General features: G+C 43.2%; 13 protein-coding genes. 8 read left to right on the forward strand and 5 right to left on the reverse strand.

Annotation, left to right across the window (positions count from 1 at the left end; all coding sequences use genetic code 11):
• Window positions 1–121 precede the first annotated feature (121 nt).
• Window positions 122–415: a hypothetical protein gene (locus L0B18_RS09065; protein ID WP_234571442.1), complete on the forward strand. Its 294-nt coding sequence runs from the start codon at window positions 122–124 to the stop codon at window positions 413–415.
• 60 nt (window positions 416–475) lie between these two features.
• Here the strand turns inward: L0B18_RS09065 and xerD are convergent, their stop codons facing one another.
• From xerD to L0B18_RS09085, 4 genes are all read right to left on the reverse strand, one after another.
• Window positions 476–1,387, reverse strand: a complete 912-nt coding sequence (gene xerD, locus L0B18_RS09070) for a site-specific tyrosine recombinase XerD (RefSeq protein ID WP_234571443.1) — start codon at window positions 1,385–1,387, stop codon at window positions 476–478.
• 31 nt (window positions 1,388–1,418) lie between these two features.
• Entirely contained in the window at window positions 1,419–3,761 is a 2,343-nt protein-coding gene (locus L0B18_RS09075; RefSeq protein ID WP_234571444.1) for an HD family phosphohydrolase, read from the reverse strand.
• Between the two features lie 121 nt (window positions 3,762–3,882).
• Window positions 3,883–5,883, reverse strand: coding sequence for an NAD-dependent DNA ligase LigA (ligA, locus tag L0B18_RS09080; RefSeq protein ID WP_234571445.1), 2,001 nt, complete (start codon window positions 5,881–5,883; stop codon window positions 3,883–3,885).
• A 14-nt stretch (window positions 5,884–5,897) separates the two neighbouring features.
• Complete coding sequence (locus L0B18_RS09085; protein WP_234571446.1) at window positions 5,898–7,097, reverse strand: helix-turn-helix domain-containing protein; 1,200 nt, start codon at window positions 7,095–7,097, stop codon at window positions 5,898–5,900.
• 128 nt (window positions 7,098–7,225) lie between these two features.
• Here L0B18_RS09085 and L0B18_RS09090 point away from each other — a divergent pair, with 128 nt between their 5' ends.
• From L0B18_RS09090 to surE, 7 genes are all read left to right on the forward strand, one after another.
• On the forward strand, window positions 7,226–7,915 hold the full coding sequence (locus tag L0B18_RS09090) for a ComF family protein (RefSeq protein WP_234571447.1): 690 nt from the start codon (window positions 7,226–7,228) through the stop codon (window positions 7,913–7,915).
• A gap of 135 nt (window positions 7,916–8,050) precedes the next feature.
• Window positions 8,051–8,686: a hypothetical protein gene (locus tag L0B18_RS09095; protein ID WP_234571448.1), complete on the forward strand. Its 636-nt coding sequence runs from the start codon at window positions 8,051–8,053 to the stop codon at window positions 8,684–8,686.
• A complete protein-coding gene (locus L0B18_RS09100; RefSeq protein ID WP_234571449.1) occupies window positions 8,683–9,312 on the forward strand; it encodes a histidine phosphatase family protein in 630 nt (209 codons plus the stop codon). The genes L0B18_RS09095 and L0B18_RS09100 overlap by 4 nt, the downstream gene beginning before the upstream one ends.
• A 5-nt stretch (window positions 9,313–9,317) precedes the next feature.
• On the forward strand, window positions 9,318–10,013 hold the full coding sequence (gene ubiE / locus L0B18_RS09105; protein WP_234571450.1) for a bifunctional demethylmenaquinone methyltransferase/2-methoxy-6-polyprenyl-1,4-benzoquinol methylase UbiE: 696 nt from the start codon (window positions 9,318–9,320) through the stop codon (window positions 10,011–10,013).
• A 98-nt stretch (window positions 10,014–10,111) separates the two neighbouring features.
• The gene (gene fabZ, locus L0B18_RS09110; protein ID WP_234571451.1) at window positions 10,112–10,549 is read left to right on the forward strand and encodes a 3-hydroxyacyl-ACP dehydratase FabZ; all 438 of its coding nucleotides are present in this window, start codon (window positions 10,112–10,114) and stop codon (window positions 10,547–10,549) included.
• Window positions 10,546–11,373 carry a 3-methyl-2-oxobutanoate hydroxymethyltransferase gene (panB, locus tag L0B18_RS09115; protein WP_234571452.1) on the forward strand — a complete coding sequence of 276 codons (828 nt, stop codon included), beginning with the start codon at window positions 10,546–10,548 and terminating at the stop codon, window positions 11,371–11,373. Before fabZ ends, panB begins: the two co-directional genes overlap by 4 nt.
• Before the next feature lie 167 nt (window positions 11,374–11,540).
• Complete coding sequence (surE, locus tag L0B18_RS09120; RefSeq protein ID WP_234571453.1) at window positions 11,541–12,305, forward strand: 5'/3'-nucleotidase SurE; 765 nt, start codon at window positions 11,541–11,543, stop codon at window positions 12,303–12,305.
• Window positions 12,306–12,417: 112 nt separating this feature from the next.
• Here surE and L0B18_RS09125 read toward each other — a convergent pair whose 3' ends face one another.
• Window positions 12,418–13,275, reverse strand: a complete 858-nt coding sequence (locus L0B18_RS09125; RefSeq protein ID WP_234571454.1) for a lipase family alpha/beta hydrolase — start codon at window positions 13,273–13,275, stop codon at window positions 12,418–12,420.
• Window positions 13,276–13,319 lie beyond the last annotated feature (44 nt).

Below are 13,319 nucleotides of genomic sequence, written 5' to 3' on the forward strand. Positions count from 1 at the left end.
AATAAACGATATCTATTGGTGAATGTTGGTTTTGCATAAATGCGAATAAAAATTTTACGTACAGGTTGAAATATGTGTAAAACATGTGTAATGTGTAGGTGTACTCAAATTTTTTACGCCTGTGGATAATAACAACAACAAATTTCCTCCCATAAATGTACTCAATGTAATGAGGGGATTTCATCATTCTGATATTCCTCATCATGTAACTCCCTACCGGTTTGAAACACGGGATGGGAAACGCTATAAAATTTCGGAGATTCGGCAGGTACACCGTGAGCGGGTAGGCAAGGGATTTCATTACCATTATGTGGTAAGAACGGATAATCAAAGATATTTCCACCTCGTATTGGAAAGTGAATCATTTACATGGAGGATGATCCAGGAAGTGGATAATGAACTGTTCTTTTCGTGACTATCGATTGCATTTACAGACTGTAAACATCAATAAATCAGGGCTTTTTTTCTGGCGATGTCAGGCTCTGGGGTGGAACTGTTTGTGTACCTGGTGAAGCAGGGAACGGTCTACATGGGTGTAAATTTCGGTGGTTACAATAGAGGTGTGGCCAAGCATCTCTTGTACGGCTCTCAAATCAGCTCCGCCCTCAAGCAGGTGAGTTGCGAACGAATGGCGAAAAATATGAGGATATACGTTTTTTTTGATTTCCGCTTTTTGTGCGTACTTATTCACAATATTCCAGATACTCATGCGGCTTAGCGGTCCGCCGCGTTGATTCAGGAAAAGCTTATTTTCACTCTTTCCGGGATTTTTATCGCTCATAAATTCTTTCCGGGCGGTTTCTATGTAATGCTCAATTGCCTGCTGTGCTATTTCTCCGATAGGTACCAGCCGCTCTTTATTTCCTTTCCCGATTACTCTGATGAAGCCTATTTCAAAGAAAAGCCGGTTCATCTCCAGGTCCGTTAATTCACTTACACGCATGCCGCTTGCATAGAGTGTTTCAAGGATGGCCGCATCCCGGATGCCGGCGGAGGTTGTACGGTCGGCAGTATCAATGATGCGCTCAATTTCATTGGCATCCAATACTTCAGGTAATTTTTGGGCTTTTTTGGGCAGATCGATCAACTCTGCCGGGTTGGCTTCAGCAAGTTTTTCAACAAGGGCAAACTCGTGGAAACTCCGGATGCTGGAGATATTTCGGGCAATCGTACTGACGGCCAGCCCCATATCCGTTAACAGTTCCAGGTATTGTTCGATGTGAGAATGGGTTACGCCACCCAAATCCCGGACATTCAGGTCTTTTGCTATAAAATCCAGATACCGGTCCAGATCGTTTTGATAGGAGATGACGGAGTTTTCGGAGAGGCCTTTCTCAAGTTTTATGAACTGCAGGTACTGCTTGAGTTCTCGTTCAAAAGCCTTCATTTTTTATGATGTCTCCGTATCAGGGATCTCTTTATTCTCGGGTTGTTTTTTCTGTTCGTTTTTTTTTCGATTCGTCCTGCTTCTTTTCATCGTCGGGATATTCAATTCTTGTATGATATACCCCTTTCAGGATGCTCAGAAAAGAATCTTTAATGATTTGAATTTGCCGGAACGTTAAAGGACAATTAGCCAATTGGCCGTCGTTTATATGATCATCAACAAGCTTGTTTATCTGGTTTTCAAGCTTATTATAGGTCGGATCCTTCATAGAACGGCAGGCAGCCTCCACAGTATCGGCAAGCATCAGAATACCTTGTTCTTTTGTATAAGGAATGGGACCGTCGTATCGAAAATCTTCATCCTGTACATCTTCTTCCTCATCGGTAGCTTTTTTGTGAAAATATTTTATAAGAGAAGTACCGTGATGGGTTTTGATAAACTCGATAATTACCTTCGGTAGATTATGCTCTTGGGCAATTTTTGCACCTTCGCTGACATGAGCTTTAATCACCAGCGTACTCATGCGTGGTTTGAGCTTTTCGTGCTCATTTGTTTGGCTCTGGTTTTCAATAAAGTAGCTGGGTTTTACCATTTTGCCAATGTCGTGATACATGGCACCAACCCGGCATTGCAGAGCATTAGCGCCAATTGCCGAGGCGGCCGAATCAGCCAGGTTGGCAACCTGCAGGCTGTGATGGAAAGTTCCCGGCGCTTTCCCCATTAATTCTTTCATTAGTGGGAGGTTCGTATCCGCTAACTCAAGGAGTGTGAAATCGGTTGTGATTTTGAACAATTTTTCGAACAACAAAATCAACGGATAGGTAAAAAGGATGAATACGGAGTTGATGGCGATAAACATCAGATCGGGCCAGAAGTTGCCCCAGCCGCTGAGCCGCGTTAAAGCAAATCCCGATATTACCACTAAATAAGTCGCAAAAACAATTCCGGGTGTGATGAAGAAGAACTGCGAACGTTTTTTAATATCACGAACAGAAAAGACCCCCAAACTGCACGCTGCTGTGGTTGCAACCAGGTATTCAAAATTATTGTCGTGAATCAACCCGGTAATAATGGCGATTGTTATAGTGGCCATCAACCCAACCCTTGAATCAAAAATAATGGTTAGAATAATGGGAGCTATGGAAATCGGTACAATGTAGCTATTTACGTTTTCGATGGGGTAAATAAGCGTGCTGGTGAGAATAACTGCACCTAATACCAAAAATACAAGCAGCAGCATAGAGGGCTGATCGAAAATAGACCGCCGATAAAGGTAGAGGTAGAAAATAAACATCACGGTTGCCATGATGATCACAATCGACTCTCCAAGATATCTCAGCCATCTTTCAAGGGTAGATGCTGTTTGAGCACGCGCCTCAGCAAGGCTATAGAGTTTGTTAGCCGTTTCCGGAGTAATAATATCCCCGGTTCGGATGATGATCTCTCCCTGATCAACGGCTCCTTTTGTGGTAGAAATATTTGCCAGATTTTCATCGAGGCGTTCTTGGGTCGCCGATTCGCTGTAGACCCAATTTGCTTTAATAACCTGGCTGTAAATCTGAAGTGCCGCCTGCGCTACATTGGGAATAAATATTCTGTTCAGATAAAGCCGCGAATAATCAAGTGTTTCCGGGAGATCTCGTATATTGGCTTTATCTACCGTTCTTTCTGTTCGGTCCTGGAGATTTCTGATTGTAATTTCATCGCTTTGCAGGTCTCCTTTTTCCCGGTCAATGATGCCGTCTGACATCAGCGAACTGATCAAATTTTGTAGCTGATTTCGAATTTGAGAGATTACCGACCGCTGTTGAGGTTGATTATTCAGGATAACGGCAGAGTAATTTTCAAGGATGGTATTCCAGGATGATGAGTCGAGCTCTACAATTGAAAAATTTCGTTCCTGCATATACCGGATGCTGTCATTAGCAGCAGAAGAACTTCCCTCTTGCCGGGACCGTTGCCATTGCAAATAACTGTCTAATACTGGTTGAAAATCACGATAAAGAGAGTCTAAGCGGGCCTCTACAGTGGCACGAGCATCCGGATCAACGTGAAAAATAGGAGCGGTCTGTTGCTGAATTTGGTCTCTTTCCTGCTCTAGCTCATCTGCCGTTTTTTTGATGGCGAAGGTAAATGGAGCGGTCAAATCATCTGCGCGCCACGGTTCACCAACCGAATAATTGGAAACGGTTTGGAACGTGGATTTGGGAAGAGTGATCAGGATGATGAGCAAGAAACATATGAAAATAATAGCCCGAAAGTATTTGTTTTTCCTTTCTTTATTCTCCCTTTCCTCCTTAATCTTATTGGCGCCGATGTTAGGAGCTGCTTCCCGTTTTTTTTGTCCAAGGCCAATTTTTTTGAGAATACTCATGATAGATTTTTTAGATAATCCCGAGTGTAAACGAACACAGAGGTAATGAAAAGTATAAGAAGGGTTTACGATTAATAAAAGAGGTTCGGATATCTATAATAATTCCATCAGCTGTTGCAGGTTACAGCTCACCAATTTCTGTTCGGAATTCATCCTCCGTCCAAACGGTGATTCCGAGTTGTTTGGCTTTGTCCAGTTTGCTTCCCGCAGATTCCCCCGCAAGTACATAATCCGTGTTTTTACTAACCGAAGAAGTTGTTGTACCGCCATGCTTTTCGATCAATTCTTTGGCTTCATTCCGTGTGTAAGTGGGCAGTGTTCCCGTAAGCACAACTTTTTTCCCTTCCAGTTTTTTTGATAATAACCGGGCCTGTTCCTGTTCAAGAGCGAGACCGGCATCTTTCAGCTTTTGTACCAGTTCCTGGTTTTTTTCTTTCTGAAAAAAAGCTTCAACCGACTCGGCTATCTTTGGGCCGATGGAGTCGATATTGGTCATCGTCTCTGCATCAGCCCGAATAAGAGCATCAAGCGACTGAAAGTGGCTTGCAAGGTCCTTCGCTACTGTCTTCCCTACAAAACGTATTCCGAGCGCATAGATTACACGGTCCAGGGATTGTTTTTTACTTTTTCCAATGGCATTAATCAGGTTTTGAGCACTTTTTTCACCCATTCGTTCCAAAGGAACAATGTCTTCTTTTTTAAGCGTATAGAGATCAGCGTAGGTTTTGATAAGATCTTGTTGAAGCAAAAGTTCAACAACAGCTTCCCCAAGACCTTCAATATCCATGGCATCCCTGGATGCAAAATGTGTAACGCGTTCGCGAACTTGGGGAGGGCACTGCGGATTAATACATCTCCAGGCTACTTCACCATCCAGTTTTACCAATTCATCTCCGCAAGCCGGACAATTCTTCGGCATAGAGAAGGGAGCGTTTCTGTTTTCCGCATCCGGATTCATAACGCTGACTACTTGAGGAATAATTTCACCAGCTTTTTCAACAATAACCGTATCTCCTTCACGAATATCTTTTCGCTGAATTTCATCTTCATTATGAAGGGAAGCCCGTTTCACGGTTGTTCCGGCCAAAAATACCGGTTTAAGTTCCGCCACCGGTGTAATTTTTCCAAGGCGTCCTACTTGCAATGTAATAGATTCCAGTACTGTTGTAGCCTGTTCAGCTTCAAATTTGTAGGCAATAGCCCACCGGGGAAATTTAGATGTGGTGCCGAGTTCCTCGTAAAACTTTTCTTCATTTACTTTCAGAACCACGCCATCTGTTTCGTAAGGCAAATCCGGCCGAATTCTTCCCCAGCGATCAATCACATCAAAAACATCATCAATAGATTTACACACTTCAAAATGTTCGCAAACCTGGAAACCATACTCTTTTAAAAGATGTAGTTTCTTTTGATGAGTCGTGTTTTGGTCAGAGTTTTCCATCAACAGATCAAAAGCAAAAAATTTGATCGGACGGCGCGCTACTTCTCTTGAATCCTGCATTTTTAAAGATCCTGCAGTCGAATTTCGTGGATTGGCAAAGGATGGCAATCCCTGTTCTTCACGATTTTCATTCATGCGTACAAATGCCTCTTTTTCCATGTACGCTTCTCCCCGAACTTCAAGCACTTCAGGTGAATCCGTATTCAACTTTAAGGGAATATCCCGAATGGTTTTGAGGTTCTGTGTGATGTCATCTCCGCGTTCTCCATCCCCGCGGGTTGCCCCGAGAACAAATTCACCATTTTCATACCTCAACCGGATGGATGCTCCATCAAATTTCATTTCGCATGAATAGGTGTAGTCGGAATGTCCCAGGATATCCCGGACCCGCCTGTCAAAATCGCGCAGTTCTTCCTCGTTATAGGTATTGTCGAGGCTGAGCATCCGGGTGGGGTGTTCCACCGTGGGGAATTCACTGGAAGGTTCTCCCCCCACGCGCTGTGTGGGAGAATGTTCGGTAGCCAGGCCAAACTCCTGTTCCAGTTTATCAAGTTCTTCCAGGGCTTCGTCGAACTCCCGGTCGCTAATGAAGGGGTGGGCTTCCTGGTAATAGGCTTTATTTGCGCGGTTCAGGAGATCCCGTAGCTCCTCAACCCGTTTCTTTGCAGAAGCTTTATCCATGGGTAGAAAGTATTTTAAAAGGTAGGCCTGTTTGCGATAGAATCCGGCGGTGGTATGCCTTCAGGTAGTTCGTAGTCGATGCTGGTCGCCCATTTTTCGTCCGACTCAAAGAAATTGCGTGTAAGTTCAATATAGTCGGATTCCTGTTGGAAAAAGTTTTGAGCTGAATTTTCGATCAGGTTCCCATCCTTAAAAAGCAGCATGTTTTCGTATGATCCGCGGACACGAATGGTGTCGCTAAACTCAAATTGCATCGCAGTTCCCTGTTCAAGCCAATAGGGATCCATTCTGGGTTTGATATCACTCCAAACCCGAACAGGTCCTAAACCATCATATGCCGCATATATTGTCAGTTGAAGAGTCTCGCCACTTGGAACAGCACTTTGTTCGGATTGAATCATTTCTGTTTCGCCATCAACAGCTGCAAGAGAGTCTTCCAGTTCAAGTGATAAATTGCTCCGGGTTGCAGTATTTGCGGGATCCACTTGTTCTTGTGTCTGATCCTGCTGTGATCCATCACCCAGTGTGAAAAATCCATTTACGTATAGAAAATAGGCTACAAACCCGGCAATAATCAGTATAATGATGAGAGCCACAATCCATACCGGAGTGTGTTTCTTTTCTTGAGAAAATTTTCGTCCGACATCCGCCCAATCAACACTTTTTACAGAAGGCTCGGTATCTGTTGTTTTGGGTTTAGTCTCATTTTTAGGAGGGGCTGTTTCGGCAACATCCGATTTATCTTCAATATTTTGAGGCGCCTGAATTGTTTCTTCTTCAGCAGTTTCTGAATCTTGATCTTCATCTTCAAATGAGAATTCATTTTCGATTGTTTCCTCAGGCGGGATGAATTCTTCGTTCTCATTCTCCGATTCAGAATCAGTTTCCGCTTCGTGATCGTGTTCGGTTTCCGAAGGTGTTGGTTCTTGTGGAGCCAGGGCCGGGTATTCTTCCAGCAATAAATGAGTATAATTTCCAGCCTGATTTTGGTCGAGAGCTTTGATCATAACATCATCGTCAATTTTCAAAGCGCGGCCATAACTCCTTACAAAACTCCGGATATATGTTTGATTTTCTTCCGGATGGCTGAAGATAGCCCCATTTTCAATGGTTTTAAGGGTGGAAACCGGAATTTTTGTTAAATGTTGGACATCCTGAACGGTTAAACCAAGATGAGAACGAATTTTAGACAGGTCTTTACCAAGAGCTGGCATAAAGCTTTTTTTAGAGATTATTTTTGAATAAATCTAACGAATTGTGAACCATTCATAAAGCAGCAAAATCATTCTGCTAAAAGAATGTAAGAATTTTCAGGTTTTGGGTTCATACAGATATGGAATTAATGAAAAAAATCTATCAATCGTATGTGGAAATTGCCTTTCCGCCCACCTGTGTTTGTTGTGGTATATCTACAAGTAGTGAAGACAGATTTATTTGTTCCCTCTGCCGTACCAATCGGTTCGAAATTGTTGGAGACGAACAGAATGACATTCTACCATCTACCGTAAAATTTGTGAATACAATGTGGAATTTTGATAAAGGCGGATATCTTCAGGATTTATTGCACAAATTAAAATACCATCATTTGAGGGGCGTTGGGCTGGAACTTGGATACCTGATGGGGACAAATTTTTTACATCGCCATTCTCAAGAAGAATTGGATGGAATCCATGAGGCTAAACCGCTCATCATGCCCGTACCATTGCATCGCTCCAAAAAACGCAAGCGCGGTTATAATCAGGCAAGAGCACTGGGAGAAGGAGTGGCAAAGTCAACCGGGTGGGAGATCCTTAAACCCGGGGTGATAGAGCGCATCAAAAAAACCAAAACCCAAACCGGGTTAAATCTAAAACAACGATCTGAAAATTTACGGGGTGTATTCCGGGTAACAGATTCCCAACCGTTGAAAGGCCGCTTTCCGATTATTGTGGATGATGTATTTACCACCGGCGCCACAACATTTGAACTGGCAAGAGTGATTCATAATCTGAATGAACAAAGTTCGGGGATTATGACAGTGGCTAAAGCATAAACTTGAAGTCAGAAGAATTAAACTTCGAGCAACTGATGGCAGAAGGAATAGATTCTTCTCTTTAACAATTTGCAATCAATGGTTCGCCATTCCTTTGGTATCATTTTAGCCGAATACAGCCTATCTTTTAAGTCTATGAATTCTCGTAAGTCACATTCACAAAATATACTGGAAACGCCGGTTTCAACGGTTACCTCCGGGGGACACTGGTTTCACGCCACCCGAAATACGATTAAAGAGTACGTACCCGGTCTTTTGGATAAATACAACTTTGAAGAGTTAATAAAAAAAGCTGTTGTCTGGATAGACAGCGCGGACTCACTTTCGTTGATAATCTATTTTGGCCTCGCGTTTCTCGTAAATCCGTGGATAGCAGCGGCCATTGCACTCGCATTCCATGTTTTTTGGTATCACAAAAAAAGTGCTTTTGTCAATATTGTGATGACGCCTATTCTCTCTTTTTTGAATAAGGATATTTTTCAATTATTGGTGGCGGCTCTTGTGTTGAGTTATATGGGAATGAGCGGCATGTATACGGCGGTCGTACTTGGGATCATTTTTTTCTTCCTGTTTAAGGTAGGGCTTTTGAGAAGGGGATGGGATCGGCTGCAAAATCCTAAAGAAAAAGGGAATCTGCCATTGAATGACAGGGTTTTGAAAATGGTTTTAATCAGGTATGCCATCTATCAGAACATTCCGCCCAAAGAGGTTCAAAAGTTGGACGAACACGTTCAGAAAGCTGTTTTAGAATTTAATAAAAAGAAAAAATGAGTCATATTCGCTTGTTTATAGCTCGTCACGGCGAAACGGATTACAACAGGAACGGATTATTACAGGGCAGGGGGATTGATGCTCCGCTAAATGAAACCGGACAGTCTCAGGCCCGGCATCTTGCTGAATATCTTAGCAGTTACGAATCAACATCTGTTGTAAGCAGCAGCTTGCGACGTGCCTGGGAAACGGCATCATTTTATGAAGAAAAAACCGATCTCACTCTTCAAAAAAACAATGATTTGGACGAGATGGATTTTGGTGATTTTGAGGGGATTGCCATGACGGAGATCGCCAAAGAACTGGATGATTTTCAAAATGGTTGGAGGAAAGGTGATATTTCGCTTAGAATTCCCGGCGGAGAATCCCCGAAAGAAGTTTTTGAACGAGCTGACGCGGCTGCGCGATCGTATATCAGCGAAGCCGATTCGCAAACAGTTATGTTGTTTATCCACGGTCGGCTGATTCGTATTTTACTATCTGAATGGCTTGGATATGGGTTGAAGAATATGCACCGAATTGAACACCGGAATTGTGGCGTAAATCATTTGATTTTTAAAAATGGAAAGTTTGAACCGGTTTATTTGAACAAAACAGATCATCTTGAACTGGTAAATATCGACTGACGATTATGAGTGAAAAAGTAAAAAATATGTTTGCCGACATTGCGGATGATTACGACCGCATCAACACCATTCTCTCTTTTGGAGTGCATAATGCATGGAGAAAAAAGACGGTTTTGGAAAGTGGTGCCGCTCCCGGCGACAAAGTGCTGGATTGTGCCACCGGAACTGGTGATTTGGCGATTGAATTTAAGAAAGCTGTTGGCCACCAGGGCAAAGTTATCGGGACTGATTTTTGTGAGGAGATGATTGAACACGCTCCCGCCAAAGCCAATAAAGAACAACTGGTTGTAGAATTTGAAGTGGCGGATGCCATGAATCTTCCTTACGAGGACAATACTTTTGATATTGCCAGTATTGCCTTTGGAATCCGCAATGTGGATGATCCGCTGGTTTGCCTCAAAGAGATGGCTCGGGTTGTAAAATCCGGCGGAAGGGTTGTGGTATTGGAGTTTGGTCAGCCAAAGGGGCCCGTAAAAATTCCTTATGAGATTTATAGCAAACACGTAATGCCGGCCATTGGAGGGTTTATCAGCGGTAATCGCGAAGCTTATACATATCTGCCCGAAACAAGTGCAAAATTCCCGGCTGGAGACGAATTCCTGAAACTAATGAGAGAAGCCGATGTTTTTAGTGACCAGCGAGCGGTAAAACTAACCGGTGGAATATCTTACATATATGTGGGTACGGTGGGAGAGAATTAGTATATTCTAAACCCTGTCATGATGAAGGGTTTTTAAATTATTCGAAATCTTTCATTTTAAGACTGTGGTATTTTAAAACATTCAAAAAAATCTGTTTCATGGACATCGAAGAAATACGAAAATTACTTCCCCATCGGTATCCCTTTCTACTTGTAGACAGAGTTTTAGAACTCGAAGAGGAGCGAATTGTTACGATAAAAAATGTAACTGTAAACGAAGAATTTTTTAATGGACATTTTCCCGGCAAGCCCATTATGCCGGCGGTTTTGCAGGTAGAGGCAATGGCCCAAAGCGGGTGCATTATGTTGATGAAAAACAAGGTGGAAGACCCGGATAATTCACTCTTGGTTTTTACAGGCATTCAAAATGCAAAATTTCGAAAGCAGGTGGTTCCGGGTGATCAACTGAAAATGGAAGTAAAGCTGACCGGCATGCGCCGTAATTTTGCTACGATGGAAGGTAAAGCCACAGTCGACGATAAAGTTGTCTGCGAACTGGTTGCTTCTGCAGCGATTGTTTCAAGAGATCAGGCATGAGTACACAGAAGAAACCATCCCGCCCGGAAAAAATAACTACCCAAACTGTTGTAGAAATGAAGCAGAGAGGCGATAAAATCAGCATGCTCACTGCTTATGATTACACCATGGCCGGAATTATGGATGCCGCCGGAGTTGAAGTAATTCTCGTTGGCGATTCTGCAAGCAATGTGATGGCAGGTTATGATACCACCGTTCCCATGACGCTCGATCATATGATTTATCATACTTCATGCGTGGTTCGGGCCGTGGATCGTGCACTTGTGATTGGCGATCTGCCATTTATGAGTTACCAGGTTACGGCCAAGGAAGCATTGATTAGTGCCGGCAGAATGATGAAAGAAGCTGGTGCACATGCCATAAAACTCGAGGGAGGAAAGTCCGTTAGTTCAACAGTAAAGAGAATTGTAGATGCCGGTATTCCCGTAATGGGGCATCTTGGATTGACTCCCCAAAGTATTTATAAATTTGGGACTTACAAGGTGAGGGCGAAAGAGGAACAGGAAGCAAAAGAGCTTGTTGAAGATGCCAAAGCACTTGAGGATGCCGGTGCATTTTCTATCGTGTTGGAAAAAATTCCGTCAGATCTTGCAAAGAAAGTAACGGAATCTCTCTCGATTCCAACTATTGGAATTGGCGCAGGCCCACACTGCGACGGACAGGTTCTTGTGATCCACGATATGCTTGGCCTGAATAAAGACTTTTCTCCAAGATTTTTACGCCGATATGAGGATCTCCATAGTAAAATGACGGATGCCGTATCCCACTACATCAGCGATGTAAAAAGTGGTGACTTCCCCAATGAAAATGAGCAGTATAACTAAAAAATCTCCACTAAAAGGGGAAATGTAGACTTCCACAAGAGTAAAAGTGCGCTGTTTCTTTGACAACCAAAGAACTAAATTTCTACTGTATCCCCATCCCAATTATCCCTACTTTTAGGTCTCGGTTTTGATCTTTTCAGAGCTTCTTTACAGGCATTGATTTTATTATGAGTGATTACCAAAAACCGCTGATTTTAGTTTCTAACGACGACGGTATTTTTTCAAATGGAATAAAGGCACTTGCCGATGTGGCCGATGAGTTCGGAGATGTGGAAATAATCGCACCCGATCGCCAGCAAAGTGCTGTGGGACATTCGATTACAATTTCTACACCTCTTCGCGCCCGTTCATTTCGCATCGACAATCGTTTTAATGGACAGGCTGTATCCGGAACACCGGCGGATTCTGTAAAACTGGCTCACAACCAGTTGATGAACCGTAAACCCGATTTGGTGGTGAGTGGTATCAACCATGGAAGTAACGCGGGAATCAATATCATTTATTCCGGAACAGTAAGTGCGGCCACAGAGGGCACTATACTTGGTTATCCGTCCATCGCTATTTCCTGTACCGATTTTGACGAAGATGCCGACCTGAGCGGATGCAAAGATGCCGCCCGAAAAGTGATCGGATATGTGTTGAATCACGGGCTTCCAAAAGGTGTGACACTAAATTTGAATGCGCCTTCCGGACCGCTCAAAGGAATTAAGTGGGTCCGTCAGGCAAACAGCCGATATGTCGAAGAATTCGAAGGACGGATTGATCCCCATAACCGTTCTTATTACTGGATGACTGGAAAATTTCAGCTTTTGGATGAAGATGAGGACAACGACATTTCTGTTATCGAAAAAGGATATGCCGCTCTGACTCCCATTCAATACGATTTGACGGCCTATTCTCTTCTTGATGATTTGAGGGATTTAGACCTCTAACACTAATTGCAAATTCTGATTTATCAGATTGGAGAAGCTCATTTTCAGTGTTTGGAGATCACTTCACTTCCGTTCGTGATGACGGAATATTACTTTGATGAGGGAATTATTCTCACAGCCCATTTTCCTTCAAATTTCCAGCCAACTCCAGCCAGAATTTTTCCACAAGTGGTTTGCGATCTTCCTTCACCTGTATCTCAATTTGTTCCAGGTGGCTAATGGAAATTGTGCCCAAATGTTGGCCCCACCTGGCGCTTTCATCCGTCACAAAAGAATCATTAATTCCTTCATGCTGGAAAATAAGCTGATTTTGAATCCTGTAAATGGGATGAAGCGGTTCTTTGGTGCCTTTCCCCACAGCGGCACTGTAAGAAAAATATTGAATGCCGTCTGTATCGGAAATCGTGGTATTGAATTCATTGGTTACATATTCCCTGGTAAGCTGCTGCACAGCCGCTACTGCATTACTTTTGGTTGAGGGATAAATGCTTTCTCCGAACCAGTCTACAAATTCGGCAAGTTTGTCGCGGATAGTATCTGGAGAGTTCAGAACCAGCTCCGCCAGGCTTGTACCGCGATGAGGCGTGGCGATTGTGGTAAGCGATGCAACCGACTCTGAAACATCAAGCCGGGCAATAGCATAGCGCATATCAAGCCCGCCCATGCTATGGGCTACAATATTGATTTTCTCGTAACCGTACTTCTCTTTCAACTTTTTAATAATGCCTGACCATTGCTCGGCTCTGGTTTCAATCGTGGCATAGGGTACAATATTTGGGGCAAAAGCATGAATTCCAAAACTGCGAAGCCGCATGCAGGGTTTATGCATCGGCGAAGGAGAGAGGAGAGTGGAAAATCCTCCGTATCCATGACACATTAAAACCGGGTATTTTAACTGAATAATTTCCGGTTGCGGAAATTCCGAGAGGGCAAATTTTTTGAGATACTTTTTCGGTTCAATCCACTTCATATTATCAAGATAAAAGGTTTTCGCTTAGGAAAGTAGCCTTTCAC

It is taken from the genome of Rhodohalobacter sp. 614A (genome assembly GCF_021462415.1).
Classification (GTDB): Bacteria; Bacteroidota; Rhodothermia; order Balneolales; family Balneolaceae; genus Rhodohalobacter.

What these genes read in the sequence shown, in the direction of transcription:
- xerD (WP_234571443.1), bottom strand. Translation starts at nt 1,387, where the DNA reads ATGAAGGCTTTTGAACGAGAACTCAAGCAGTACCTGCAGTTCATAAAA.
- L0B18_RS09075 (WP_234571444.1), bottom strand. Translation starts at nt 3,761, where the DNA reads ATGAGTATTCTCAAAAAAATTGGCCTTGGACAAAAAAAACGGGAAGCA.
- ligA (WP_234571445.1), bottom strand. Translation starts at nt 5,883, where the DNA reads ATGGATAAAGCTTCTGCAAAGAAACGGGTTGAGGAGCTACGGGATCTC.
- L0B18_RS09085 (WP_234571446.1), bottom strand. Translation starts at nt 7,097, where the DNA reads ATGCCAGCTCTTGGTAAAGACCTGTCTAAAATTCGTTCTCATCTTGGT.
- L0B18_RS09090 (WP_234571447.1), top strand. Translation starts at nt 7,226, where the DNA reads ATGAAAAAAATCTATCAATCGTATGTGGAAATTGCCTTTCCGCCCACC.
- L0B18_RS09095 (WP_234571448.1), top strand. Translation starts at nt 8,051, where the DNA reads ATGAATTCTCGTAAGTCACATTCACAAAATATACTGGAAACGCCGGTT.
- L0B18_RS09100 (WP_234571449.1), top strand. Translation starts at nt 8,683, where the DNA reads ATGAGTCATATTCGCTTGTTTATAGCTCGTCACGGCGAAACGGATTAC.
- ubiE (WP_234571450.1), top strand. Translation starts at nt 9,318, where the DNA reads ATGAGTGAAAAAGTAAAAAATATGTTTGCCGACATTGCGGATGATTAC.
- fabZ (WP_234571451.1), top strand. Translation starts at nt 10,112, where the DNA reads ATGGACATCGAAGAAATACGAAAATTACTTCCCCATCGGTATCCCTTT.
- panB (WP_234571452.1), top strand. Translation starts at nt 10,546, where the DNA reads ATGAGTACACAGAAGAAACCATCCCGCCCGGAAAAAATAACTACCCAA.
- surE (WP_234571453.1), top strand. Translation starts at nt 11,541, where the DNA reads ATGAGTGATTACCAAAAACCGCTGATTTTAGTTTCTAACGACGACGGT.
- L0B18_RS09125 (WP_234571454.1), bottom strand. Translation starts at nt 13,275, where the DNA reads ATGAAGTGGATTGAACCGAAAAAGTATCTCAAAAAATTTGCCCTCTCG.